This is a genomic window from Pseudomonas sp. (assembly GCF_002796985.1).
In the GTDB taxonomy this organism is placed as follows: Bacteria; Pseudomonadota; Gammaproteobacteria; order Pseudomonadales; family Pseudomonadaceae; genus Pseudomonas.
The window spans coordinates 175,037-200,581 of sequence record NZ_PEKX01000012.1; the positions used below are offsets into that span (position 1 = coordinate 175,037).

The window sequence follows — 25,545 nt, forward strand, 5'->3', positions numbered from 1 at the left end:
GTTACTCGGCCAAACGCCAGGTAGTGCCACCCTTGCCGTCTTCCAGCACCACGCCCAGAGCGGTCAGCTCGTCGCGGATGCGGTCGGATTCGGCCCAGTTCTTCGCCGCGCGGGCATCCAGACGGGCCTGGATCAGCGCTTCGACCTGCGCCGCATCGACCTTGCCGGCCGCGCCCGCCTGAAGGAACTCGTCGGCATCCATCTGCAGAACGCCCAGCAAGCCGCCCAGCTCACGCACGCGCGCCGCCAGCTCTGCAGCGGCTGCAGGATCACCTTCACGCAGACGGTTGACCTCGCGGACCATCTCGAACAGCACAGCTACCGCTTCCGGCGTACCGAAGTCGTCGTCCATCGCGGCGCCGAAGCGCTCGACAAACTCCTCACCACCCGCGGCAGTCACCTGCGGCAAGCCGCGCAGCGCGGTGTAGAAACGCTCCAGCGCGCCCTTGGCCTCCTTCAGGTTGTCTTCGGAGTAGTTGATCGGGCTGCGGTAGTGGCTGGAGACCAGCAGGAAGCGCACGACTTCCGGGTGGTATTTCTCCAGCACCTCGCGGATGGTGAAGAAGTTGCCCAGGGACTTGGACATCTTCTCGCCGTCCACGCGCACCGCGCCGGCGTGCATCCAGCTGGCCGCATAGAGCTTGCCGGTGGCCGCCTCGCTCTGGGCTATCTCGTTCTCGTGGTGCGGGAACACCAGGTCCGGGCCGCCACCGTGGATGTCGAAGGTCTCGCCCAGGCAGCAGGTGGACATCACCGAGCACTCGATGTGCCAACCCGGACGCCCGGCGCCCCACGGCGATTCCCAGCTCGGCTCGCCCGGCTTGGCGCCCTTCCAGAGCACGAAGTCCAACGGGTCTTCCTTGGATTCGTCGACCTCGATCCGCGCACCGATGCGCAGGTCTTCGATCTTCTTGCGCGACAGCTTGCCGTAGCCGGCGAACTTGCCAACCCGGTAGTAAACGTCGCCATTGCCCGGCGCGTAGGCATAGCCCTTGTCGATCAGGGTCTGGATCATCTCGTGCATACCGGCGATGTGGCCGGTGGCGCGCGGCTCCATGTCAGGACGCAGGACCGACAGGCGCGCCTCGTCCTCATGCATCGCGGCGATCATGCGGCCGGTCAGGTCTTCGAACGACTCACCGTTCTCCTGGGCGCGACGGATGATCTTGTCGTCGATGTCGGTGATGTTGCGCACGTAGGTCAGGTCGTAGCCGCGATGGCGCAGCCAGCGGGCGATGACGTCGAACGCCACCATCACGCGGGCATGGCCGATGTGGCAGAAGTCGTACACGGTCATGCCGCACACGTACATGCGCACCTGGTTGCCCAGCAGCGGCTTGAAACTGTCCTTGGTCTTGGACAGCGTGCTGTAGATCTGCAAGTCAGCCATCCGTTACTGCCCCCAGGAGTCGCGCAGGGTCACAGTGCGGTTGAATACCAGGGCGTCAGCCTTGGAGTCCCTGGCATCCGCGCAGAAATAGCCCTCGCGCTCGAACTGGAAGCGATCCTCGGCAGTGGCGCTGGCCAGCGACGGCTCGGCGCGGCAACCCTTGAGCACCACCAGGGAGTCCGGGTTGATGTTGTCGAGGAAGCTGCCGCCCTCTTCGGACTTCTCCGGGTTGGCGGAGCGGAACAGGCGGTCATACAGGCGCACTTCGCACTCGACGCTTTCGGCGGCCGGCACCCAGTGGATCACGCCCTTGACCTTGCGGCCCTCGGGGTTCTTGCCCAGGGTGTTCTCGTCATAGCTGCAGCGCAGTTCGACGATGTTGCCGGCGGCATCCTTGATGGCTTCGTCGGCACGGATCACGTAGCTGCCGCGCAGGCGCACTTCGCCACCCGGGATCAGGCGCTTGTAGCCGGCCGGCGGGACTTCCTCGAAGTCGCTGGCATCGATGTAGATCTCGCGGCTGAACGGCAGCACGCGCACGCCCATGTCCTGCTTCGGATGGCGCGGCAGCTCGAGGTTCTCGACCTGGCCTTCCGGGTAGTTGGTGATCACCACCTTCAGCGGCTTGAGCACGCACATGGCGCGACCGGCATTGGCATCCAGGTCGTCACGGATGGCGAACTCCAGCATGCCGATGTCCACCACGCCGCCGGCGCGGTTCACGCCGATCATGTCGCAGAAGGTGCGGATCGAAGCGGCGGTATAGCCACGGCGACGATAGCCGGACAGTGTCGACATGCGCGGGTCGTCCCAGCCATGCACGTGGTTTTCATCGACCAGTTGCTTGAGCTTGCGCTTGCTGGTGATGGTGTAATTCAGGTTCAGGCGCGCGAATTCGTACTGACGCGGCTGCGCCGGGACCGGCAGGTTAGCCAGGAACCACTCGTACAGCGGGCGGTGATCCTCGAACTCCAGGGTGCAGATGGAGTGGGTGATGCCCTCGATGGCGTCCGACTGGCCGTGGGTGAAGTCGTAGCTGGGGTAGATGCACCACTTGTCGCCCGTCTGGTGGTGATGGGCGTGGCGGATTCGGTAGAGGATCGGGTCGCGCAGGTTGATGTTCGGCGAGGCCATGTCGACCTTCGCACGCAGCGAACGGGCGCCGTCCGGGAACTCGCCGGCTTTCATGCGGGCGAACAGATCCAGGTTCTCTTCTACCGAACGGTCACGGAACGGGCTGTTCTTGCCTGGCTCGGTGAGCGATCCACGGTAGGCGCGCATTTCCTCGGCGTTCAGGTCGCAGACGAAGGCCTTGCCGGCCTTGATCAGATCAACCGCCCAAGCGTGCAACTGATCGAAATAGTTGGACGCGTAGCGCACCTGGCCAGCCCACTCGAAGCCCAGCCACTTCACATCGGCCTCGATGGCGTCGATGTATTCCTGGTCTTCCTTCGCCGGGTTGGTGTCGTCGAAGCGCAGGTGGCAGTCACCGCCGAACTCCTTGGCCAGGCCGAAGTTCAGACAGATGGACTTGGCATGGCCGATATGCAGGTAGCCGTTGGGCTCCGGCGGGAAGCGGGTGACGATCTTCTGGTGCTTGCCACTTTCCAGGTCGGCCTGAACGATCGGGCGCAGGAAATTGGCGGCAACAGTGGCTTCTTTCGTATCGGCGGTAGGCTTGCTCATGGTGTCCTTGATCATGCTGGTGTTCGGCCAGGGTAGGCCAGCCAAACCAAAGCGCTTATCATAGCCGAAGCTGTCAACCCCCTGACAGGCCTTCGATTTTTCCAAAGAGCGGAATTCCCTGATGCCTACCACCGTCAAACTGCAGACCAACTTCGGCGATATCACCCTTGAACTCTTCGACGACAAGGCGCCGGAAACCGTGGCCAACTTCAAGGAGTACGTACAGGCTGGCCATTACGACAACACCGTATTCCACCGCGTGATCAACAACTTCATGGTCCAGGGCGGCGGTTTCGAGCCGGGCATGAAGCAGAAGTCCACCCGCAAGTCGATCAAGAACGAAGCCAACAACGGCGTCGGCAACAAGATCGGCACCGTGGCCATGGCCCGCACCATGGAACCGCACTCGGCCAGCGCGCAGTTCTTCATCAACGTGGCCGACAACGATTTCCTCAACCACAGCGCGCCGACCGTGCAGGGCTGGGGCTACTGCGTGTTCGGTGAAGTGAAGGACGGCATGGACGTGGTCAACAAGATCAAGGCCGTCGCCACCACCATGCGCTCCGGCCACCAGGACGTGCCGGCCGACGACGTGATCATCGAGAAAGCCGAAGTCATCGGCGAGTAAATAGATGAGCGTCCTGTTCATCTCGGACCTGCATCTCGAAGAAGAACGCCCGGATATTACCCGGGCGTTCTTGCATTTCCTCGCCACCCGCGCCCGTGCGGCGCAAGCGCTGTACATCCTCGGAGACTTCTTCGAAGCCTGGATCGGCGATGACGGCATGGACCAATTCCAGCGCTCGATCGCCCGCGCCTTGCGTGAAGTGTCCGACGGCGGCACGCGCATCTACCTGATGCACGGCAACCGCGACTTCCTGATCGGCCAGGCGTTCTGCCGCGAGGCCGGCTGCACCCTGCTGCGGGACCCCAGCCTGATCGACCTGGATGGCGAGAAAATCCTGCTGATGCACGGCGACAGCCTGTGCACCCTCGACGCGGCCTATATGAAACTGCGCCGCTGGCTGCGCAATCCGCTGACACTGTTCATCCTGCGCAACCTGCCCCTGGCCACCCGCCACAAGCTGGCGCGCAAGCTGCGCAAGGAAAGCCGCGCGCAGACGCGCATGAAGGCCAGCGACATCGTCGACGTCACCCCGGCGGAGGTGGAGCGCATCATGCGCGATAACGGCGTGCGCATCCTGATCCACGGCCACACCCACCGCCCTGCCGTCCATGAACTGGAGATCGACGGCCGCCCCGCGCGGCGCATCGTCCTTGGCGACTGGGACAGCCAGGGTTGGGCTCTGGAAGCTGACGAACAGGGCCTGGAGCAGGCGCCCTTCCCGCTCTGAGCATAATGGCCACCGCAATAGTGGCCATCTGACGTTAACCCATACGCACAATAAGACGCTTCCGCTTGACCGCAACCGGCCGCCTTGAGCAGCATTGCCGGTTTGCTCAATCAAGGAAGAAACATGTTCAGCAAGGGAAACCTCATCAAGTTCGGCGCCCTGCCCCTGGCACTGGTCGCCGCCGCTTTCATTCTGTTCAACGGCGTCTTCTTCTATAACGAAGCCGGCTTCATGACCCACGTGCGGACCATCTTCGGCGACGAGAAGATTGTCGACGACGTGGGTTACGCCACCAAATGGTTCGGCCGCGCGACTACCTGGAAGAAAGCCATCAGCGTGCAATCCGTGCTGATCATGGACGAGAACGACAACAACCCGGACAACGACGGGCTGGGCGCCACCATCGAAGCCTTCCCCATCGTCTTCCTCGGCAACGTCGACGCCAAGGTCGAATCCTCTGCGCGCTTCCGCCTGCCCGGCGGCGACCAGTTCCTGAAGATGGCCCAGGAGTACCGCAACCCGGACAACTTCATCCGCACCGCGCTGGTCCCGGCGATCAAGGAAACCCTGCAGGCCACCGCCTCGCTGATGACCGCCGACGACTATTACGCCGGCGCCCGCAGCGAATTCGCCGCAGAGTTCGAGAATCAGCTCAACGACGGCCTGTACCTGATCAAGCGCAAGGAAGTCCGCGGCCCGCGTGGCGCAGTCCCGCACCAGACCGCGATCCTCCAGGCCGGCACCGAGCAGGGCAGCTACGGCGACAACAACGCCAGCCAGTTCGTCACCGAGAAGGTCATCGACGCCAAGGGCATCCCGGTGCGCAAGCAGCAGCAGTTCCGCAAGTTCGGCGTGGAAGTGGTGGAGGCGCGCATCACCAACGTCGACCCGAACCCGCAGTACAAGCAGCGCATGGTCAAGGTACAGCAGGCACTGGCCGAGTTGGCGGTAGCCCGGCAGAACCGCCTGAAGGAAGAGGAAGAGAAACTGCTGGTCACCGCCCGCGGCGAGAAGGAAGTGGAAGCCAAGCGCCAGGAAACCCTGCGCGACCAGATCGAGCGCACCACTCAGGCGGAAACCGAAAAGCAGCTCGCCGTGATCAACGCCGAGCGCGAGAAGCAGCGCGCCGAGATCGAGAAGCAGACCGCCGAACTACTGCGCGACAAGGCTGCCGTCACCGCTCAAGCCACCAAGATCACCGCCGACGCCGACGCCTATGCCCGTGAAGCGGTGATCAAGGCAGACGGCGCACTGCAGCCCAAGCTCGACGCGCTGATCGCCATCAACAAGGTATGGGCCGAAGCGGCCGCCCAGGCACCGGTACCCAGCGTGATGATGGCCGGCAGCGGGACCGGCGCCAGCAGTCGCCAGGACGAGATCGGCCAACTGATGGGCGTGCTCGCCACCAAGGCCGCGCGCGACCTGGCGCTGGATCTGAAGGTAAAGGACTGACACGGGAATTGTAGGAGCGAGCTTGCTGGCGAACCAACCCGGCTACAGAGCGGCCGGGAACTCCGTTCGCGAGCAAGCTCGCTCCTACAAAAAGCAGCCAAGAAAAAAGCGCCGAACTGGGCGCTTTTTTCATTCCGATGTCCGACTCAGGCCACCTACTCCATCGGCACACCGCTGTGGAAGCGGAACTCGCTGTCGGGCGACTGGATCAGCCCAGCCTCCACTTCACGGATTTCCACCACGCGACGCTCGATGTCGGCTTCATCGCCATAGCGGCGCGCCAGGCTCAGGTAGCCCTGGAAGTGTCGCGCTTCGGATTTCAGCAGCGAGCCGTAGAACTTGGCGAGATCCGCGTCCAGGTGATCCACCAGCGCGGCGAAGCGCTCGCAGCTGCGGCATTCGATGAAGGCGCCGACGATCAGCGTGTCCACCAGCTTTTTCGGCTCATGGCTGCGCACCACGGCGCGCAAGCCGGAAGCGTAGCGGCCGGCAGAGATCGCCCGCAGCGGTATGCCACGCTTCTTCAGGATCGCCAGCACCTGCTCATGGTGGCGCAACTCCTCCCGCGCCAGGCGCGACATGAAGTTCACCAGCTCCTCGTGGGTGCTGTACTTGGCGATCAGGGCCAGGGCTGTGCTGGCGGCCTTGAACTCATTGTTCTTGTGGTCGATCAGCATCACCGCCGGATCGCGCAGCGCGGCTTCCACCCACGCATCCGGCGTGGCACAACCGAGGAATTCCCTGATTTCAGACAGCATGTTCTTTCTCCAACCCGCAGGCCGCCGCGCAGCGGCGCAAACACTTGGCGCACCCGCCAATCGCTGGCCGGTGTCATAAAGGCGGGGCATTATACGAGGGCCGCTGCGCGGAACCAGCGTCCGGCGTTGATATGCCTCAACGTCATGAGTGAGATAACCCGACTACAGTTGTTCCACATAAACAACGCGCACGAAGGGAGACGATCATGCAAGCCATCCGTAGCATCCTCGTAGTCGTGGACCCGGACCAGCCGGAAGGTCTCGCACTGAAACGGGCCCGCCTGATTGCCAGCGTGACCCAGTCGCACCTGCACCTGCTGGCCTGCGAACGTCGCGCCGACTACAGCGCCAAGCTCGAGCAAGTTGCCGAGGTATTGCGCCAGGAAGGTTTCAGCGCCTCCAGCCGCCAGGCGTGGAAGGAAAACCTGCACCAGACCATCATCGCCGAGCAGCAGGCCGAAGGCTGCGGGCTGGTGATCAAGCAGCACAGCCCGGACAACCCGCTGAAGAAAGCCCTGCTCACCCCCGACGACTGGAAGCTGCTGCGCTTCTGCCCGTCCCCCGTACTGCTGGTGAAGACCAGCCTGCCCTGGGCCGGGCGCAACATCCTCGCCGCCGTGGACGTGGGCAACAACGACATCGAGCACCGCACCCTGCACGCCGGGATCGTCAGCCACGCCTACGACATTGCCGGGCTCGCCCACGGCCAGTTGCATGTCATCAGCGCCCACCCCTCCCCCATGCTCTCGGCCGCCGACCCGACCTTCCAGCTCAGCGAAACCATCGAGGCCAAGTACCGCGAGGCCTGCAAGACGTTCCAGGCTGAATACGGCGTGGACGACCAGCACCTGCACATCGAGGAAGGCCCGGCGGATGTCCTGATCCCGCGCGCGGCCCATAACCTCGACGCGGCAGTGACGGTGATCGGCAGCGTGGCGCGCACCGGGCTGTCCGGCGCGCTGATCGGCAACACCGCCGAAGTCGTGCTCGACTCCCTGGAAAGCGACATCCTGGTCCTCAAGCCAGACGACATCGTCGCCCACCTGGAAGAGATCGCCGCTAAGCCCTGACGAACGCGGATTGAATACCGGCAGCTCGCGAACCCGCTCAACGTTGGAGCTGCTGGTAAATCCGTTCGCGAGCAAGTTCGCTCCTACGAAAAGCCCGCAAAAAAGCCGCCCTTCGAGGCGGCTTTTTCAATGCGCAGGGCGAATCAGGCCTGCGGCTCCAATCCCTCGACCAGGAAGCTCGGCGCAATGTAACGCTCGTAATGCGCCTCGGAGAGAATGAAGAACTCCTTGTCGATGGCATCGCGCAGGTCCGGCAGCGGCCATCCGCGGAACTCCGGCAGCAGCGCCAGACCGTAGGCTTCCACCTGATTGATCATCCGCGAGCCGCGGGCGATCAACTGGTAGGCCCAGCAATAGGGCGACTGCTCGGGCACGAAGCGAATCTGCCGCTGCTCCAGCTGGCTGCGCAGCAGGGGCGCATCGAAGACTTCCAGCTTGGCCATCATCACCTGCGCCAGCAGGATCTCCAGACGGCTCAGGACCGCCCGTTTCTCCTCGTCGCCGTAACGGTTCCAGTTCACCACTTCGTGATGGAAACGCTTGCAGCCACGGCAGACCAGGTCGCCATAGACCGTCGAGCAGAGCCCGACACAGGGGGTTTTGATGCGCTGAGAAGACATGGGGCAACAGGTAGCGGGCAAAGGCGACATGTTAGCCCTTTGTCTAGGCAAGATCACCCTTCGGAGCCACGTAAATCGGCTTACCAAGGCCGGTTAATTCCATTAGACTAGGTCCGCCTTTTTGGCGTCATTGTCCGAAAGAAGCTGTTTTCAAAGCGTCACGAAGCACAGATTCCGGCAGCCGCGCGGTCTGGCGTTCCCCTCAAGCGTCCAGACCCATCAGTCCCAGGCCAGCCCGGCGTAAAACTTTGAAAACAGCTTCTGCCCGGAGATCGCCGGTGCCGTCGTAGGTCAGTGGATTACCGTCCACCATGCCTGACGAATGGATCGGAGAGGTCTCCTGGATACGCGTCCTCCGGGACCACTGATGAGGGAAATACTGTGCTTGAAGCCTATCGCAAACACGTAGAAGAGCGTGCCGCCCAGGGCGTCGTGCCCCAGCCGCTGAACGCCGAACAGACCGCTGGTCTGATCGAACTCCTGAAGAACCCGCCGGCCGGCGAAGAAGAATTTCTCCTCGACCTGATCACCAACCGCGTCCCGCCGGGCGTGGACGAAGCTGCCTACGTCAAGGCCGGCTTCCTGTCCGCCGTTGCCAAGGGCGAAGCCACTTCCCCGCTGCTCTCCAAGACCCGCGCCCTCGAGCTGCTGGGCACCATGCAGGGTGGCTACAACATCACCACCATGGTCGAGCTGCTGGACAGCGCCGAGCTGGCTGAAGTTGCCGCCGCGCAACTGAAGCACACCCTGCTGATGTTCGACGCCTTCCACGACGTTGCCGAGCGCGCCAAGAAAGGCAACGCCGCCGCCAAGGCCGTGCTGCAGTCCTGGGCCGATGGCGAGTGGTTCAAGGCCCGTCCGGCCGTCGCCGAGAAGCTGACCCTGACCGTGTTCAAGGTCCCCGGCGAAACCAACACCGACGACCTGTCGCCCGCTCCGGACGCCTGGTCGCGCCCTGACATCCCGCTGCACGCCCTGGCCATGCTGAAAATGGCCCGTGACGGCATCGAGCCGATCCAGCCGGGCTCCGTCGGTCCGCTGACGCAGATCGAAGCCGTCAAGGCCAAGGGCTTCCCGGTCGCCTACGTCGGTGACGTGGTCGGTACCGGCTCCTCCCGCAAGTCCGCCACCAACTCGGTGCTGTGGTTCTTCGGCGACGACATCCCCTACGTGCCGAACAAGCGCGGCGGCGGTTTCTGCTTCGGCACCAAGATCGCCCCGATCTTCTACAACACCATGGAAGACGCCGGCGCCCTGCCGATCGAATTCGACTGCACCAACCTGGCCATGGGCGACGTCATCGACGTGTACCCGTACGAAGGCAAGGTCGTGCGTCATGACAGCGGCGAAGTGGTCACCACCTTCGAGCTGAAGACCCCGGTTCTGCTGGACGAAGTCCGCGCCGGCGGCCGTATTCCGCTGATCGTTGGCCGTGGCCTGACCGAGAAGGCCCGTGCCGAACTCGGCCTGGCGGCATCCGACCTGTTCAAGAAGCCGGAAGCTCCGGTAGACAGCGGCAAGGGCTTCACCCTCGCCCAGAAGATGGTTGGCCGCGCCTGCGGTCTGGCCGAAGGCCAGGGCGTACGTCCGGGCACCTACTGCGAACCGAAGATGACCACCGTCGGTTCCCAGGACACCACCGGCCCGATGACCCGCGACGAGCTGAAAGACCTGGCTTGCCTGGGCTTCTCCGCCGACCTGGTGATGCAGTCCTTCTGCCACACCGCCGCTTATCCGAAGCCGATCGACGTCAAGACCCACCACACCCTGCCGGACTTCATCATGACCCGCGGTGGTGTCTCCCTGCGTCCGGGCGACGGCATCATCCACAGCTGGCTGAACCGCATGCTGCTGCCTGACACCGTCGGCACCGGCGGTGACTCGCACACCCGCTTCCCGATCGGCATCAGCTTCCCGGCCGGTTCCGGCCTGGTCGCCTTCGCCGCTGCCACCGGCGTCATGCCGCTGGACATGCCGGAATCGGTTCTGGTGCGTTTCAAGGGCAAGCTGCAACCGGGCATCACCCTGCGTGACCTGGTCCATGCGATCCCCTACTACGCCATCCAGGCGGGCCTGCTGACCGTCGAGAAGAAAGGCAAGAAGAACATCTTCTCCGGCCGCATCCTCGAGATCGAAGGTCTGAACGACCTGACCGTCGAGCAAGCCTTCGAGCTGTCCGACGCCTCTGCCGAGCGTTCGGCTGCCGGTTGCACCATCAAGCTGCCGGAAGACGCCATCGCCGAATACCTGAAGTCCAACATCACCCTGCTGCGCTGGATGATCGGCGAAGGTTACGGCGACGCCCGCACCCTGGAGCGCCGCGCGCAAGCGATGGAAGCCTGGCTGGCCAACCCGCAGCTGCTGGAAGCCGACAAGGACGCCGAGTACGCCGCGGTCATCGAGATCGACCTGGCCGACGTCAAGGAGCCGGTCCTCTGCGCTCCGAACGACCCGGACGACGCCCGTCTGCTGTCCAGCGTTCAAGGCCGCAAGATCGATGAAGTCTTCATCGGCTCCTGCATGACCAACATCGGTCACTTCCGCGCTGCCGGCAAACTGCTGGACAAGGTCAAGGGTGGCATTCCGACCCGTCTGTGGCTGGCTCCGCCGACCAAGATGGACGCCCACCAGCTGACCGAGGAAGGCTACTACGGCATCTACGGCAAGGCTGGCGCGCGCATGGAAATGCCGGGCTGCTCGCTGTGCATGGGTAACCAGGCTCGCGTACAGACCGGTTCGACCGTGGTCTCCACTTCGACCCGTAACTTCCCGAACCGTCTGGGCGACGCCACCGACGTGTTCCTGGCATCCGCCGAGCTGGCCGCCGTCGCTTCGATCATCGGCAAACTGCCGACCATCGAGGAGTACATGGCCTACGCGAAGGACATCGACAGCATGTCTGCCGATATCTATCGCTACCTGAGCTTCGACCAGATCGCCGAGTTCCGCGAAGCTGCAGCCAACGCGAAGATCCCAGCCGTTCAGGTCTGAGTCTCCTAGCGTGATGAAAAGCCCCGCCTCGTGCGGGGCTTTTCTTTTCTGCAAGGGCCGAAATAGAGCGCTTCGCACCCATCCTAACGATGGGCCTAATACTTATTGACCGGTTGCGCCTCGGGCTTCGAGGGCTATGGTGGACAACAGGCTCCTGCCGATATCCGTGCTCAGGTGCCCTTGTGGAACCCTCCAGAGGTGCGCTCCCTTCCTCTGCGCCCCGCCTCCATGGCGGGGCTTCTTTTTTGCCCACCCGCCTGGCACAGCCCTTGCTCCACTCCTGACACCTGCGATCCAACGGCGGATCGCTCCCGACAATCAACAATCGACAATGGCGTCGCGGTCACCTCCTCTGACGGCAGGTGGCGCGGCGCCATTCTCTTGCGTTGAGCGTGCATTGAGAGTGTGTGCAGAGGTGGAAATGATCGACAGCAGCAGCGCACTGCCGGACAGCCTGGCCTGGGTGGCCGGCTCCGATGCCCCGGAGAAGACCGCGCTCAACCTGGGCTACATGGCCCTCACCGACTCCGCCTCGCTGGTGGTGGCCGCGACCCAGGGCTTTGGCCAGCCCTACGGGCTGACCCTGAACCTGCAACGGCAGAACTCCTGGGCCGGGCTGCGTGACCGCCTGCTCAGCGGCGAGCTGGATGCGGCGCAGAGCCTCTACGGGCTCATCTACGACCTGCAACTGGGCCTGGGCGGCGCGCCGGCTACCGACATGGCCGTACTCATGGGGCTGTGCCAGAACGGTCAGTCGATCAACCTCTCCGCCCCGCTGATGCGCGACGGCGTGACCTGCGCTGAAGCACTGCAAAGCCATGTGCGCCAGAACGGTGCGCAGCTGACCCTCGCCCACACCTTCCCCACCGGCACCCACGCCATGTGGCTGTACTACTGGCTGGCTGCCCACGGCATACATCCCCTGCGGGACGTGCGCAGCCTGGTGGTGCCGCCGGCGCAGATGGTCGAGCACCTGAAGGCCGGGCGCATCGACGGTTTCTGCGCCGGTGGCCCCTGGGGCGCCCTGGCGGTGGACGAAGGCATGGGCTTCACCCTCGCCACCAGCCAGCAGATCTGGCCAGACCACCCGGAAAAGGTGCTGGGCACCACCCGCGCCTTCGTCGAGCAGTACCCCAATACCGCCCGCGCACTGATCATGAGCCTCCTCGACGCGAGCCGCTTCATCGAAGCCAGCGAGGACAACCTGCGCAGCGCCGCCCAGTTGATCAGCAGCGAGGACTACGTCAACGCCCCGCTCGCCAGCGTCGAACCGCGCCTGCTCGGCCGCTATCAGGATGGCCTCGGCCACGCCTGGCAGGACGCGCACCCGCTGCGCTTCTTCAACGACGGTCAGGCGACCTTTCCCTGGCTGTCCGATGGGCTCTGGTTCATGACCCAGTTCCGCCGCTGGGGCCTGCTGCGCGAGGACGTCGACTACCTCGGCATCGCCCGCCAGGTCCAGCAGCTCGATCTGTACCGCGAAGCCGCCAGCGCCGTGGGCGTCGGCGTGCCAAAAGCCCTGATGCGCGCCTCGACCCTGATCGACGGTCGCCTCTGGGACGGCAGCGACCCGACCGGTTACGCCCGCAGCTTCGAGCTGAATGCCCTGGCGGAGCGAGGTTGAGCATGCTGCGCGTCCTGCTGATCAACGACACCGCAAAAAAGGTCGGGCGCCTCAAGGCCGCCCTGGTGGAGTGCGGCTTCGAGGTGATCGACGAATCCGGCCTCACGGTCGACCTGGCGCAACGGGTCGAGGCCCTGCACCCCGACGTGATCCTCATCGACACCGAGTCCCCCGGCCGCGACGTGATGGAACAGGTGGTGCTGGTCAGCCGTGACCAGCCGCGCCCGATCGTCATGTTCACCGACGAGCACGACCCACAGGTGATGCGCCAGGCCATCCGTTCCGGGGTCAGCGCCTATATCGTCGAGGGCATCCAGGCCGAGCGCCTGCAGCCGATCCTCGATGTCGCCATGGCCCGCTTCGAGAGCGACCAGGCCCTGCGTGCCCAACTGCAGGCGCGCGAGCTGCAACTGGCCGAGCGCAAACGCATCGAGCTGGCCAAGGGTCTGCTGATGAAAATGAAAGGCTGCGCCGAGGAAGAGGCCTACACCCTGATGCGCCGCCAGGCCATGGGCCGCCAGCAGAAGCTCGCGCAGGTGGCGGAACAGATCATCGCGATGCACGAGATGTTGGGGCACTGATGTTGGGGTGCCGATGCTGAAAGCGTGAGGCCGGCCAACTGCCAGCGGCGGCAAGGCGCGATCATTTCGCCACCCGCCCAGCTGGCCCCCGCCTCGCCCGCAACGCCCTATGCTGCGGCCGCCCGGTCTCCTGGCCGGGCCCCAGGAGCGTCATCGGCAGGGTTCGATGGCGCATCGCAGTGGCCGCCGCCGGCTAGGCACCTCGGCGCCCACCCGACCTCGCCGCCTGTGCGGCTCAGCAAGGGCAAGCCCATGATCGACCTCAGCACCTGGAACCTCAGCGTTCCCACCGACCCACGTCCCACCGAAGTCACCACCCAGCAGATCGCCCGAGGCTATGAAAGCCGCTACTTCCAGCGCGGCGGCAGCCAGGTGGTGTTCTGGGTGCCCGTGACCGGCTCGCACACCTCCGACAGCGTCTATCCACGCAGCGAACTGCGCGAGACCACGCGCAATGGCGAAGTCGCCAACTGGTACTACAACCAGGGCGATAACGAACTGCGCGTGACCATGAGCGTCCAGCAGGTGCCGTCGAAGAACAAGATCATCATCGGTCAGATTCACAGTCGCTCGCCGTACACCGGCGACGGCGAACCCCTGATCAAGCTGCAGTACCACTACATTCCCAGCCAGGGCAGCGGCCGGCTGGAAGCCCTGGTACGCAATCACCCCGACGACAGCGCCAGCATCAACGTGCCACTGCTGGACGGCCTCGCCCTGGACCAGCGCTTCAACTACAGCCTGCGCGTCACCTCGGTGGGCAACCTGGCCATCCGCGTGGAAAGCTCCGACGGCCGCGCCAACTACTACCGCAAGATCCTCAGCACCACCTGGTCCAAGCAACTGCTCTACTTCAAGGCCGGCGCCTACATCAATGACAACTACGGCAGCAGCAGTGAAGGCGCGCGGGTAACCGTCTTTCACCTGAACATGGCCCACCGCTGAAGCGCCATTCACTGGCCTGATGAGGCGCGGCGCGGGCGGACTGCGCGTAGAATGCACTTCCGCCCGCACCAACCACCGCACTGCCCGCCGCATTGTCATCGAGAGCGCCCATGGCCCGCCTGAAACTGGAATTCCCCGAAGAACTGTTCATCTACAGCACCAAGCTCACCGTCCGCGTCACCGATATCAACGGCGCCAACCATCTGGGCAACGACTCGATGATCTCGATGATCTCCGAGGCCCGCGCACGCTTCCTGTTCGACTACGGCATCCGCGAGACCGGCATCATCGTCACCGACCTCGCCACCACCTACCGCGCCGAAGCCCACGCCCGCGACCAGTTGCTGTTCGAGGTCGGCGTCATGGACTTCAACAAGTACGGCGGCGACATCATCTTCCGCATCACCCGCCCGGCCGACGACACCCTGGTGGCGATGGCCAAGTCCGGCTTCGTGTTCTTCGACTACAAGGCCAACAAGGTGGTGCCTATTCCCGAGGCGTTCCGCGACACCTTCGCCAACGTCAACTGGGTCGCCTGAGCGGCAAGCGAAGCGGCGGCGCGCTATACCTCTGGAGTCGTACCCGTCAGCCTCCAGAGGAGATCCCAGCATGCCGTCCTTCCTGCGGGTGGGCGCGCTGTCCAGCTGTCTGTGCCTGCCCTTCCTTTCCCTGTTTTCCATCGCCCATGCGGCGGATGCCGATCCGGTCCAGCGCGGCCGCTATCTGGTGCAAGTCGCCGGTTGCAACGACTGCCACACCGCGGGCTACATCCTCGCCCCGGACAAGGTCCCCGAAAGCACCTGGCTCACCGGCGACCAGCTCGGCTGGAGCGGCCCCTGGGGCACCACCTACGCCAGCAACCTGCGCCTGGCCATGCAGGCCTATGACGAGGAGCAGTGGCTGGCGGTAGCGCGCCAGGCCAACTTCCGTCCGCCAATGCCCTCCCACACCCTGCGGATCATGGACGAAGCCGATCTGCGCGGAATCTATCGCTATGTCCGCCATCTGGGTGCAGCCGGAAACAGAGCTCCCGATTACGTGCCGCCCGGCGGTACGCCCAAGGGACCGGTCGTGCTCTTCCCGTCCCCGCCAGCGCCCTGAATCGCCCCAACGGGGAGCACGCCATCGCCGCGTGCGCCCCGTTGTGGCTCAGCCTACGACCCGGCAGGCCCACTAACCTGCTGACCCGCATGGATTTTCCGCTGTTGGCCCGCGCCTTGCTCTGCACAAGGCGATGGTAATCAACGGCGATTACCCAACTTCGACAAAGGCGTCGCATCCACACCCGCGCACTGCGGTGGGTGGAGCGACGCCTTTTTCGTTTGCCCCGGCGCAGGGGCACAGGACCTTCTCGATCCCGGCGGCTGCCACGTGGCGCGCGACCGGGCTCCTCTACCGTTGCTGATGAGGTGTTCGATGAACACGAGTTTCTGGAAATCCGGCCATGCGCCGACCCTGTTTGCCGCCTTCCTGTATTTCGACCTGAGCTTCATGGTCTGGTACGTCCTCGGCCCGCTGGCGGTGCAGATCGCCACCGACCTGCAACTGACCACCCAGCAGCGCGCGCTGATGGTCGCCACGCCAATTCTGTCCGGCGCCATCCTGCGCTTCCTCATGGGCCTGCTGGCTGATCGCTGGTCGCCCAAGGCGGCCGGCATCCTCGGCCAGATCATTGTCATCTGCGCGCTGTTCGGCGCCTGGCAGTTGGGCATCCACAGCCTGGAGCAGGCGATGATCCTCGGCGTACTGCTGGGCATGGCCGGCGCCTCCTTCGCCGTGGCGCTGCCGCTGGCCTCACAGTGGTATCCGCCGCAGCACCAGGGCAAGGCCATGGGCATCGCCGGCGCCGGCAACTCCGGCACCGTGCTCACCGCACTGTTCGCGCCGGCCATCGCCGCCGCCTTCGGCTGGCAGAACGTCTTTGGCTTCGCACTGGTTCCGCTGCTGGTCACCCTGGTGGTGTTCGCCCTGCTCGCCCGCAATGCCCCGGAGCGCCCACCGGCCAAGTCCCTGGGTGATTATCTGAAAGCCCTGGGTGACCGCGACAGCTGGTGGTTCATGTTCTTCTACAGCGTGACCTTCGGCGGCTTCCTCGGCCTGGCCAGCACCCTGCCCGGCTACTTCCATGACCAGTACGGGCTGGACCCGGTGACAGCCGGCTACTACACCGCCGCCTGTGTGTTCGCCGGCAGCCTGATGCGCCCGCTGGGCGGCGCCCTGGCCGACCGTATCGGCGGCATCCGCAGCCTGCTGGTGATGTACACCGTCGCCTCGATCTGCATTGCCGCCGTGGGCTTCCACCTGCCCAGCGCGATCGCCGAACTGAGCCTCTTCGTGGTCGCCATGCTCAGCCTCGGCGCGGGCAACGGCGCGGTGTTCCAGCTGGTGCCGCAGCGCTTCCGCCAGACCATCGGCGTGATGACCGGCCTGATCGGCATGGCCGGCGGCATCGGCGGCTTCTGCCTGACGGCGGGCCTGGGCGCAATCAAGCAAGCCACCGGCGATTACCAGATCGGCCTCTGGCTGTTCGCCAGCCTCGGCGTGCTGGCCTGGTTCGGCCTGCACGCGGTGAAAGCCCGCTGGCGCACCACCTGGGGCAGCGCGGCCGTCACCGCAGCGCGAGTCTGAACGATGCGCCTTTGTAGGAGCGAGCTTGCTCGCGAACCGCTTGACACCGAAGTCGCCTGTAAATCAGTTCGCGAGCAACAACGATGGCGTCCCCCTCGCTCCTACAGGTGGTGGCGATGACCTTGCAGTTGTCCTTCGCCCAGGCCAGCGCCACCGGCCCGCGCGACGAGAACCAGGATGCCCTGCGGGTGGTCACCCCGCCCGCCGGGCTGGCCGCCAGCAAGGGGCACCTGTTCGCCATCGCCGACGGCGTCAGCCATTGCGCCGACGGCGGCCTGGCCGCGCGCCTGAGCCTTCAGGCGCTGGCCGCCGACTACTACGCCACTCCCGAGACCTGGGCCGTCGCCCAGGCCCTCGACCGCCTGCTGATCTCGCAGAACCGCTGGCTGCAGGCCAACGGCGGCGGCCAGCCGCTGCTCACCACCCTCACTGCGCTGGTCCTTCGGGGCAGGCGCTTCACCCTCGCCCATGTCGGCGATTGCCGCCTCTATCGCTGGCATGCCGGACAACTGGAATGTCTGACCCAGGACCACGTCTGGGAGCAACCTGGCATGCAGCACGTGCTCAAGCGCGCGCTGGGCCTCGACCAGCACCTGGTAGTGGACTACTGCGACGGCGAACTGGAAGCCGGGCAGAGCTTCCTGCTGGTCAGCGACGGCATCTGGGCCGCCCTCGGCGACAGCGCCATCCAGCGCCTGCTGGAGGACGCACAAAGCCTGCAAGCCTGCGCCGACGCACTGGTCAGTGCCGCGCACCTGGCCGGCAGCCAGGACAACGCCAGCGCCCTGCTCCTGCAGGTGGACGAACTGCCGCCCGCGAGCCTCGGCGACGCCCTCGCCCAGCTCGACCATTGGCCCGCACCGCCCGCCCTGCGAGACGAGCAGGAATTCGAGGGTTGGCAGGTCGAGGGCAAGCTGGCCCAGTCCCGCCAATCGCTGATCTACCGCGTGCGCGACCGGCAGAATCGTCCCTGGCTGCTCAAGACCCTGCCGCCAGCGCTGCGCGACTCCCCCGAGGCCGCCCAGGCGCTGCTGCTGGAAGAGTGGTTCCTGCGCCGCGTGCAGGGCCGCTACTTCCCCGAACTGCACAGCCTGCCGCAACGCCAGCACCTGTACTACGTGATGCGCGAGTATCCGGGACAGACGCTGGACGAGCAGCTGAAGCTCAACGGCCCGCTGAACCTGCCCGACTGGCTGGACCTCGCCCAGCGCCTGCTGCGCGGCCTGGGCCAGCTACACCGGCGCAACATCCTGCACCGCGACATCAAGCCGGAAAACCTGCACTGGGCCGAAGACGGCGAGCTGCGCCTGCTGGACTTCGGCCTCGCCTATTGCCCCGGCTTGTCACAGGAAGACCCGCACGACCTGCCCGGCACGCCGAGCTACCTCGCCCCGGAATCCTTCCAGGGTGCGGCGCCGGACGCCCGCCAGGACCTTTACGCGGCCGGCGTCACGCTCCACCGCCTGCTCTGCGGGCACTACCCCTACGGCGAGATCGAAGCCTTCCAGCATCCGCGCTTCGGCACGGCCGCACCGGCCAGCCGCTACCGTCCGGACGTTCCAGCCTGGCTCGACGACTGGCTGGCGAAACTGACTTGCGCCCAGCCGCAACAGCGCTTCGAGACCGCCGAAGAATGCCTGCTCATCCTGGAGCAAGGCGAGCGGCAGGCCCCGGCGCGCCCGCGCCCCCTGCTGGAGCGCGAGCCGCTGCGGGTCTGGCGCGGTGTCGCCCTGGCCTCGCTGGTGATCAACCTGGGGCTGCTGCTCTGGCTGCTGCACGGGGGCTGAAGGCGCACCAGATCGGTTCAGAACGCATCACCGCAGTGCAGCAAAAAGGCCAACCGGCAGAACAGGCCAGCCGAAAGCCCCGAAAACCGGGGGCCGAGAAAGTTGGCACAGCCCCTGCATTACCCCTGGCAACAATCTACAAAAGCGCGTCCCTCAACGAAGAGGCTCGCACTTCCCGACCGATCGGGACTTGGACAAAGGCGTCCTCGCTGGGTAACCGGCGGGACGCCTTTTTTGTTTTCCGCGATTGCGTGACGGAGCCCTGACATGAAAAAGCTCAAGCTCGTACTGATCGGCAACGGCATGGCCGGTGTGCGGACCCTGGAAGAACTGCTGAAGGTCGCACCGGACCTCTACGACATCACCGTGTTCGGCGCCGAGCCCCACCCCAACTACAACCGCATCCTGCTCTCCCCGGTACTGGCCGGTGAGCAGGCTTTCGAAGACATCGTCCTCAACGACCTCAACTGGTACAGCGAGAACGGCATCCGCCTGCTGCTCAACCGCAAGGTCAGCCGCATCGACCGTCATCGCCGCAAGGTGTACGCCGAAGATGGCACCGAGGCGGAGTACGACCGCCTGCTGATCGCCACCGGCTCCAACCCCTTCATCCTGCCGGTGCCGGGCAGCCGCCTGCAGGGCGTGATCGGCTACCGCGACATCGCCGACACCCAGACCATGATCGACACCGCCGGCACCCACAGCCACGCGGTGGTCATCGGCGGCGGCCTGCTCGGCCTGGAAGCGGCCAACGGCCTCAAGCAGCGCGGCATGGACGTCACCGTAGTGCACCTCTCCGACTGGCTGCTGGAGCGCCAACTGGACCGTACTGCCGGCAAATTGCTGCAGGAAGCGCTGGAGTCGCGCGGCATCCACTTCCGCCTGAACACCCACACCGAAGAACTGATCGACGACGGCAGCGGCCGTGTCTGCGCCATCCGCTTCAAGGACGGCGAAGTGATCGCCGCCGATCTGGTGGTGATGGCCGCCGGCATCCGCCCCAACACCGACCTGGCGGAGAAGACCGGCCTGCCCTGCAACCGCGGCATCCTGGTCAACGACACGCTGCAGACCTATGACCCGCGCATCTATGCCCTGGGCGAGTGCGCCAGCCACCGCGGCATCGCCTACGGCCTGGTGGCGCCGCTGTTCGAGCAGGCCAAGGTTTGCGCCAACCATCTCGCCATGCTCGGCTTCGCCCGCTACCAGGGCTCGGTGACCTCCACCAAGCTCAAGGTCACCGGCATCGACCTGTTCTCCGCCGGCCAGTTCATGGGCGGTGAAGGCACCGAGACCATCACCCTCTCCGACCCCATCGGTGGCGTGTACAAGAAGCTGGTGATCAAGGACGACGTGCTGGTCGGCGCCTGCCTTTACGGCGATACCGCCGACGGAGGCTGGTACTTCCGGCAGATCCGCGAGAACCATAACGTCGGCGAGATTCGCGACCACCTGATGTTCGGCGAGAGCAGCGTGGGCGACGTCGGCCACCAGGGCCAGAACAGCGCGGCGAACATGCCCGACAGCGCCGAAGTCTGCGGCTGCAACGGCGTGTGCAAAGGCACCATCGTCAAGGCGATCCAGGAGAACGGCCTGTTCAGCGTCGACGAGGTGAAAAAGCACACCAAGGCTGCCAGTTCCTGCGGTTCCTGCGCCGGCCTGGTGGAGCAGATCCTGATCAGCACCGTGGGCGGCGCGGCGGACGTCAAGCCCAAGAGCGAGAAAGCCATCTGCGGCTGCAGCGACCTCAACCACGGCCAGGTGCGCAAGGCGATCCGCGACCATCACCTGATCACCCTGAGCAGCGCCATGCGCTTCATGGACTGGCGCACCCCGGACGGCTGCGCCACCTGCCGCCCAGCGCTGAACTACTACCTGATCTCCAGCTGGCCGGGCGAAGCCAAGGACGACCCGCAGTCGCGCCTGATCAACGAACGCGCCCACGCCAACATCCAGAAGGACGGCACCTACTCGGTGGTCCCGCGCATGTGGGGTGGCGTCACCAACGCCGCAGAACTGCGGCGCATCGCCGACGTCGCCGACAAGTACCAGGTGCCGATGGTCAAGGTCACCGGCGGCCAGCGTATCGACCTGCTGGGCATCAGGAAGGACGACCTGCCGGCCATCTGGAAGGAGCTGGACATGCCCTCCGGCCACGCCTACGGCAAGTCCATCCGCACCGTGAAGACCTGCGTCGGCAGCGAGTTCTGCCGCTTCGGCACGCAGAACTCGACTCAGCTGGGCATCGATCTCGAGCACGACCTGTTCAACATGTGGTCGCCGCACAAGGTCAAGCTGGCGGTCTCCGGCTGCCCGCGCAACTGCGCCGAGGCCGGGATCAAGGACATCGGCATCATCGGCGTGGATTCGGGCTGGGAGCTGTACATCGGCGGCAACGGCGGGATCAAGACCGAGGTAGCGGAGTTCTTCGTCAAGCTCAAGACCTCCGACGAAGTCCGCGAGTACAGCGGTGCCTTCCTGCAGCTTTACCGCGAAGAAGCCTTCTACCTCGAACGCACCGTGCACTACCTGCAACGGGTCGGCCTGGAGCGCATCAAGAAGGCCGTGCTGGAAGACGCGGAAAACCGCAAGGCACTGAATGCCCGCCTGCAGTTCTCCCTCTCGCTGGAGCAGGACCCGTGGCAGGAGCGCATCGCCCAGCAGCCGCTGAAGAAGGAATTCGAACGGATTCCCCTCCAGCAACTGGAACCCGCCTGAGTGCTTGCCGGGCCCCGCCATCGGGGCCCTTCCTACCTGATTGCCGGAGACACCCCATGAACTGGTTCGACATCTGCGCCCTGGACGACATCAACCCGCTGGGCTCGCGCGTCATTGCCGGCCCCAAGGGCGACATCGCGATCTTCCGCACCGCAGGCGACGAGGTCTTCGCCCTCGACGACCGCTGCCCGCACAAGGGCGGCCCGCTGTCCCAGGGCCTGATCTACGGCAAGCGCGTGGCCTGCCCGCTGCACAACTGGCAGATCGAACTGGCCAGCGGCGAAGCCGTGGCCCCCGACCAGGGCTGCGCCCATCGCCACGAGGTGAAGGTCGAGGACGGCCGCGTGCTGCTGGCCCTGCGTGGCGCCGCTGTTCCGGACCAGGCCCACTGCGCCTGATTCTCCAAGAGCCTGACTCACAGCGAGGCCGCGCCATGACCCCGAACCGTCGCACCACCGCATCCACCTGCTGTTACTGCGGCGTGGGCTGCGGCGTACTGATCGAGCACGACGACGAGCGCATCCTCGGCGTACAGGGCGACCCGCAGCATCCAGCCAACTTCGGCCGTCTGTGCAGCAAGGGCTCGACCCTGCACCTCACCGGCGATGCGGATGCCCGCGCGCAGTTCCCTGAGTTGCGCCTGGGCAAGGGCCTGTCGCGCGCCCGCACCGACTGGGACACGGCGCTGGAACATGCCACTGGCGTCTTCGCCGAAACCCTCCGCGAGCATGGGCCGGACAGCTTGGCCTTCTATGTTTCCGGCCAATTGCTGACCGAGGACTACTACGCCTTCAACAAGCTGGCCCGCGCCCTGGTCGGCACCAACAACATCGATAGCAATTCGCGCCTGTGCATGTCCTCGGCGGTAGTCGGCTACAAGCGCAGCCTCGGCGCCGACGCCCCGCCCTGCAGCTACGAGGACATCGAACTGGCCGACTGTGTGATGATCGCCGGCAGCAACATGGCCTATGCCCACCCTGTGCTGTTCCGCCGCCTGGAAGAGGCCCGCGCACGTCGCCCGGAGATGAAGCTGATCGTCATCGACCCGCGCGTCACTGACACCACGGAGGCGGCCGACCTGCACCTGGCGATCCTGCCCGGCACCGACGTCGCGCTGTTCCACGGCATCCTGCACATCCTGCTCTGGGAAGGCTGGACCGACCGCGCCTTCATCGACGCCCACACAGAGGGCCTGGACGAGCTGAAAGCCCTGGTGCACGACTACGGCCCGCTGGCCGTGGCAGAAATCTGCGGCATCGCCGTCGACGACCTGCAGCGAGCCGCACAGTGGATCGGCCAGGCACCGTCCTTCCTCTCGCTCTGGTGCATGGGTCTGAACCAGTCCAGCGCCGGCAGCGCGAAGAACAGCGCGTTGATCAACCTGCACCTGGCCACCGGGCAGATCGGCCGCCCCGGCGCCGGCCCCTTCTCCCTCACCGGCCAGCCCAACGCCATGGGCGGCCGCGAGACCGGCAGCCTGTGCAACCTGCTGCCCGGCCACCGCGAGGCTGCCAACGCCGAACACCGTGCCGAAGTGGCGACTTACTGGGGCGTCGAACAACTGCCGGAGCGCCCCGGCCTGAGCGCCATCGAGCTCTTCGACGCCGTGCGCGACGGGCGCATCAAGGCGTTGTGGATCGCCTGCACCAACCCGGCACAATCACTGCCGGACCAGACCCGCGTGCGCGAAGCCCTCGCTGCCTGCCCCTTCGTCATCGTCCAGGAAGCCTTCACCACCAGCGAGACCTGCCAGTACGCCGACCTGCTACTGCCGGCCGCCAGCTGGGGCGAGAAGGAAGGCACTGTGACCAACTCCGAACGCCGCATCAGCCACGTGCGTCCGGCCATCCCCGCCATCGGCGAGGCGCGCGCGGACTGGAGCATCGTCTGCGATTTCGCCCGCCGCCTGGAGCAGCGCCTGCGCCCCGGCGAAAGCAGCCTGTTCGACTTCGACTCGCCGTCCGCGCTGTTCGACGAATACAAGCTACTGACCCGCGAGCGTGATCTTGACCTCTGTGGCATCGACTACCCGCTGCTGGACACTCGCGGCCCGCAGCAATGGCCATTCCATTCCGGCGCGGTCCGGGGCACCGAACGCCTGTACGGCGACGGGCAATTTCCCACCGCCAACGGACGCGCCCGGCTGATCGCCGAGCCCTACCGCGCGCCGAAGGAAAAACGCGACGCCCGCTACCCGTTGATCCTCAATACCGGACGACTGCGCGACCAATGGCATGGCATGACTCGCACCGGTACAGCGCCGCAACTATTCGGCCACGCGGAGGAAGCCGTGCTCAGCCTGCACCCGGACGAACTGCGTCGCCGGCGCATCAGCGAAGGCCAGTTGGTCCGCCTGCATAGCCGCCGTGGCGAACTGGTGCTGCCGGTGCAGGCCGACGACCGCCTGCGCCCCGGCCAGGCCTTCCTGCCGATGCACTGGGGCGACCGCTTCCTCAAGGGACTGGGCATCAATGTACTTACCCTTCCGGCAGTGGACCCACTGTCGCGCCAGCCCGAGCTGAAGCACGCCACAGTGGAAGTCAGCCGGATCGAACTGCCCTGGCAATTCTTTGCCCTGGTGGAAGGCAACGTGCAGAAGCGCTTCGATGCCCTGCGCCCGCTGTTCGAAGACCTGCGCTACGCCAGCTTCAGCCCCACCGGCCGCGAGCGCCTGGCGCTGGTGATCCGCGCCGCGCACCACGAGGCCCCCAGCGCGGACTGGTTGGCCCGCATCGACGCCCTGCTCGACCTCTGCGACGGCCCGGTCATGGCCTATGACGACCCGCGCCGTACCGTCGGCAAACGTGTACGTATCGAACAATCGCGAATTGTCTCGCTGCGCCTGGCCGGCGAAACCGCCGCCCGCGCCTGGCTGCGCGAACTGTGGAAGGAAGGCCGCGCCGACCAGGAACTGCGCCGCTGGCTGCTCGCCCCGCTCAGCGCTGCACCTGGGAAGGTCAGCGCGGCGGCGGACAAGACCCTGTGCAACTGCCTGAACGTCAGCCAGAGCCGCATCCAGTCTGGCATCGACAACGGCCTGGACCTGGAAGGCCTCAAATGCGAGCTCAAGTGCGGGACCGCCTGCGGCTCCTGTGTACCGGAAATCAAGCGCCTGCTGGCCCAGAAGCCACTGCTGGCGACCGCCTGAATCAAGCCGCGAAGACGGCAGCCTGAGGAGTACGACATGAGTGGAAAAGTCTGGCTGATCGGTGCCGGCCCCGGCGATCCGGAGCTGCTGACCCTGAAGGCCGTCCGCGCCATGGCGCAGGCCGATGTGGTGCTGATCGACGACCTGGTGAATCCCGCAGTGCTGGAGCACTGCCCATCCGCACGGGTGATTGCCGTCGGCAAACGCGGCGGCTGCCGCTCCACCCCACAGGATTTCATCCACCGTCTGATGCTGCGCTACGCCCGCCAGGGGCGCCGCGTGGCACGCCTGAAAGGCGGCGATCCGTGCATCTTCGGCCGTGGTGGCGAAGAAGCTGACTGGCTCGCTGCGCGCGGCATCGACTGCGAGCTGGTCAACGGCATCACCGCCGGGCTGGCAGCAGCGACCCAGTGCGGAATCTCCGTGACCCTGCGCGGCGTCAGCCGGGGCGTGACCCTGGTGACGGCACACACCCAGGACGACAGCCCGCTGAATTGGCGCGGCCTGGCCGAAAGCGGGACGACACTGGTGGTTTACATGGGTGTGGCGAAACTGGCGGAAATCCGCGACGGCCTGCTCGAAGGTGGCATGGCTGCCTGCACGCCGGTGGCGATGATCGAGAACGCCTCTCTGCCGACCCAGCGCGAGTACCGCAGCCAACTGCGCGACGTGCTGGAGGACGCCCAGTGCTTCGCCCTGAAGAGCCCGGCGATCCTGGTGATCGGCGAAGTCGCAGCCGCCGCGCAGCAGGCAATCCTGGCCCGCACCGCCTGAGCTCCACTTTTCTGCAGG

The 25,545-nt window shown here is 65.5% G+C and carries 20 protein-coding genes; 16 read left to right on the forward strand and 4 right to left on the reverse strand.

The features are described from left to right. Position 1: 1 nt before the first annotated feature. Together cysS and CTR55_RS18520 are read right to left on the reverse strand one after the other, a co-directional pair. A complete protein-coding gene (gene cysS, locus CTR55_RS18515) occupies positions 2-1,390 on the reverse strand; it encodes a cysteine--tRNA ligase (RefSeq protein WP_296288282.1) in 1,389 nt (462 codons plus the stop codon). A gap of 3 nt (positions 1,391-1,393) precedes the next feature. Then, entirely contained in the window at positions 1,394-3,076 is a 1,683-nt protein-coding gene (locus CTR55_RS18520; protein ID WP_296288395.1) for a glutamine--tRNA ligase/YqeY domain fusion protein, read from the reverse strand. Between the two features lie 121 nt (positions 3,077-3,197). Here CTR55_RS18520 and CTR55_RS18525 point away from each other — a divergent pair, with 121 nt between their 5' ends. From CTR55_RS18525 to CTR55_RS18535, 3 genes are all read left to right on the forward strand, one after another. After that, on the forward strand, positions 3,198-3,704 hold the full coding sequence (locus tag CTR55_RS18525) for a peptidylprolyl isomerase (RefSeq protein WP_296288283.1): 507 nt from the start codon (positions 3,198-3,200) through the stop codon (positions 3,702-3,704). 4 nt (positions 3,705-3,708) lie between these two features. After that, on the forward strand, positions 3,709-4,431 hold the full coding sequence (lpxH, locus tag CTR55_RS18530; RefSeq protein ID WP_296288284.1) for a UDP-2,3-diacylglucosamine diphosphatase: 723 nt from the start codon (positions 3,709-3,711) through the stop codon (positions 4,429-4,431). 123 nt (positions 4,432-4,554) lie between these two features. Next, the gene (locus tag CTR55_RS18535; protein ID WP_296288285.1) at positions 4,555-5,883 is read left to right on the forward strand and encodes an SPFH domain-containing protein; all 1,329 of its coding nucleotides are present in this window, start codon (positions 4,555-4,557) and stop codon (positions 5,881-5,883) included. Positions 5,884-6,038: 155 nt separating this feature from the next. Here the strand turns inward: CTR55_RS18535 and miaE are convergent, their stop codons facing one another. Further along, entirely contained in the window at positions 6,039-6,641 is a 603-nt protein-coding gene (gene miaE, locus CTR55_RS18540) for a tRNA isopentenyl-2-thiomethyl-A-37 hydroxylase MiaE (protein WP_296288286.1), read from the reverse strand. Positions 6,642-6,847: 206 nt separating this feature from the next. Between miaE and CTR55_RS18545 the strand changes: the two genes are divergently transcribed. After that, positions 6,848-7,711: a universal stress protein gene (locus CTR55_RS18545; protein ID WP_296288287.1), complete on the forward strand. Its 864-nt coding sequence runs from the start codon at positions 6,848-6,850 to the stop codon at positions 7,709-7,711. Between the two features lie 143 nt (positions 7,712-7,854). On the opposite strand, the gene CTR55_RS18550 is transcribed toward CTR55_RS18545, so the two are convergent. Continuing rightward, positions 7,855-8,331, reverse strand: a complete 477-nt coding sequence (locus tag CTR55_RS18550; protein ID WP_296288288.1) for a DUF1289 domain-containing protein — start codon at positions 8,329-8,331, stop codon at positions 7,855-7,857. A 381-nt stretch (positions 8,332-8,712) separates the two neighbouring features. Between CTR55_RS18550 and acnB the strand changes: the two genes are divergently transcribed. The 12 genes from acnB (at position 8,713) to cobA (ending at position 25,527) form a co-directional block, all read left to right on the forward strand. After that, positions 8,713-11,322, forward strand: coding sequence for a bifunctional aconitate hydratase 2/2-methylisocitrate dehydratase (gene acnB / locus CTR55_RS18555; RefSeq protein WP_296288289.1), 2,610 nt, complete (start codon positions 8,713-8,715; stop codon positions 11,320-11,322). A 421-nt stretch (positions 11,323-11,743) separates the two neighbouring features. Continuing rightward, complete coding sequence (locus tag CTR55_RS18560) at positions 11,744-12,946, forward strand: CmpA/NrtA family ABC transporter substrate-binding protein (protein ID WP_296288290.1); 1,203 nt, start codon at positions 11,744-11,746, stop codon at positions 12,944-12,946. 2 nt (positions 12,947-12,948) lie between these two features. Then, positions 12,949-13,527 (forward strand): ANTAR domain-containing protein, encoded by a 579-nt coding sequence (locus CTR55_RS18565; RefSeq protein ID WP_296288291.1) that lies wholly within the window; start codon positions 12,949-12,951, stop codon positions 13,525-13,527. 252 nt (positions 13,528-13,779) lie between these two features. Next, positions 13,780-14,472 carry a polysaccharide lyase family 7 protein gene (locus CTR55_RS18570; protein ID WP_296288292.1) on the forward strand — a complete coding sequence of 231 codons (693 nt, stop codon included), beginning with the start codon at positions 13,780-13,782 and terminating at the stop codon, positions 14,470-14,472. A gap of 110 nt (positions 14,473-14,582) precedes the next feature. Further along, positions 14,583-15,011, forward strand: a complete 429-nt coding sequence (locus CTR55_RS18575; RefSeq protein WP_296288293.1) for a thioesterase family protein — start codon at positions 14,583-14,585, stop codon at positions 15,009-15,011. 70 nt (positions 15,012-15,081) lie between these two features. Next, positions 15,082-15,573: a cytochrome C gene (locus CTR55_RS18580; protein ID WP_296288294.1), complete on the forward strand. Its 492-nt coding sequence runs from the start codon at positions 15,082-15,084 to the stop codon at positions 15,571-15,573. 315 nt (positions 15,574-15,888) lie between these two features. Then, positions 15,889-17,100 carry a nitrate/nitrite transporter gene (locus CTR55_RS18585; RefSeq protein WP_296288295.1) on the forward strand — a complete coding sequence of 404 codons (1,212 nt, stop codon included), beginning with the start codon at positions 15,889-15,891 and terminating at the stop codon, positions 17,098-17,100. Between the two features lie 116 nt (positions 17,101-17,216). Next, positions 17,217-18,887, forward strand: a complete 1,671-nt coding sequence (locus CTR55_RS18590; RefSeq protein ID WP_296288296.1) for a bifunctional protein-serine/threonine kinase/phosphatase — start codon at positions 17,217-17,219, stop codon at positions 18,885-18,887. A gap of 267 nt (positions 18,888-19,154) precedes the next feature. Next, positions 19,155-21,605, forward strand: a complete 2,451-nt coding sequence (gene nirB / locus CTR55_RS18595) for a nitrite reductase large subunit NirB (RefSeq protein WP_296288297.1) — start codon at positions 19,155-19,157, stop codon at positions 21,603-21,605. A gap of 56 nt (positions 21,606-21,661) precedes the next feature. After that, entirely contained in the window at positions 21,662-22,003 is a 342-nt protein-coding gene (nirD, locus tag CTR55_RS18600) for a nitrite reductase small subunit NirD (RefSeq protein WP_296288298.1), read from the forward strand. Between the two features lie 35 nt (positions 22,004-22,038). Beyond that, on the forward strand, positions 22,039-24,753 hold the full coding sequence (locus CTR55_RS18605; RefSeq protein WP_296288299.1) for a nitrate reductase: 2,715 nt from the start codon (positions 22,039-22,041) through the stop codon (positions 24,751-24,753). Positions 24,754-24,789: 36 nt separating this feature from the next. Continuing rightward, complete coding sequence (gene cobA / locus CTR55_RS18610) at positions 24,790-25,527, forward strand: uroporphyrinogen-III C-methyltransferase (RefSeq protein WP_296288300.1); 738 nt, start codon at positions 24,790-24,792, stop codon at positions 25,525-25,527. Positions 25,528-25,545: the final 18 nt, after the last annotated feature.

Coding starts and splice junctions, on each gene's coding strand:
- cysS (WP_296288282.1), bottom strand. CDS start 1,390: ATGGCTGACTTGCAGATCTACAGCACGCTGTCCAAGACCAAGGACAGT.
- CTR55_RS18520 (WP_296288395.1), bottom strand. CDS start 3,076: ATGAGCAAGCCTACCGCCGATACGAAAGAAGCCACTGTTGCCGCCAAT.
- CTR55_RS18525 (WP_296288283.1), top strand. CDS start 3,198: ATGCCTACCACCGTCAAACTGCAGACCAACTTCGGCGATATCACCCTT.
- lpxH (WP_296288284.1), top strand. CDS start 3,709: ATGAGCGTCCTGTTCATCTCGGACCTGCATCTCGAAGAAGAACGCCCG.
- CTR55_RS18535 (WP_296288285.1), top strand. CDS start 4,555: ATGTTCAGCAAGGGAAACCTCATCAAGTTCGGCGCCCTGCCCCTGGCA.
- miaE (WP_296288286.1), bottom strand. CDS start 6,641: ATGCTGTCTGAAATCAGGGAATTCCTCGGTTGTGCCACGCCGGATGCG.
- CTR55_RS18545 (WP_296288287.1), top strand. CDS start 6,848: ATGCAAGCCATCCGTAGCATCCTCGTAGTCGTGGACCCGGACCAGCCG.
- CTR55_RS18550 (WP_296288288.1), bottom strand. CDS start 8,331: ATGTCTTCTCAGCGCATCAAAACCCCCTGTGTCGGGCTCTGCTCGACG.
- CTR55_RS18560 (WP_296288290.1), top strand. CDS start 11,744: ATGATCGACAGCAGCAGCGCACTGCCGGACAGCCTGGCCTGGGTGGCC.
- CTR55_RS18565 (WP_296288291.1), top strand. CDS start 12,949: ATGCTGCGCGTCCTGCTGATCAACGACACCGCAAAAAAGGTCGGGCGC.
- CTR55_RS18570 (WP_296288292.1), top strand. CDS start 13,780: ATGATCGACCTCAGCACCTGGAACCTCAGCGTTCCCACCGACCCACGT.
- CTR55_RS18575 (WP_296288293.1), top strand. CDS start 14,583: ATGGCCCGCCTGAAACTGGAATTCCCCGAAGAACTGTTCATCTACAGC.
- CTR55_RS18580 (WP_296288294.1), top strand. CDS start 15,082: ATGCCGTCCTTCCTGCGGGTGGGCGCGCTGTCCAGCTGTCTGTGCCTG.
- CTR55_RS18585 (WP_296288295.1), top strand. CDS start 15,889: ATGAACACGAGTTTCTGGAAATCCGGCCATGCGCCGACCCTGTTTGCC.
- CTR55_RS18590 (WP_296288296.1), top strand. CDS start 17,217: ATGACCTTGCAGTTGTCCTTCGCCCAGGCCAGCGCCACCGGCCCGCGC.
- nirB (WP_296288297.1), top strand. CDS start 19,155: ATGAAAAAGCTCAAGCTCGTACTGATCGGCAACGGCATGGCCGGTGTG.
- nirD (WP_296288298.1), top strand. CDS start 21,662: ATGAACTGGTTCGACATCTGCGCCCTGGACGACATCAACCCGCTGGGC.
- CTR55_RS18605 (WP_296288299.1), top strand. CDS start 22,039: ATGACCCCGAACCGTCGCACCACCGCATCCACCTGCTGTTACTGCGGC.
- cobA (WP_296288300.1), top strand. CDS start 24,790: ATGAGTGGAAAAGTCTGGCTGATCGGTGCCGGCCCCGGCGATCCGGAG.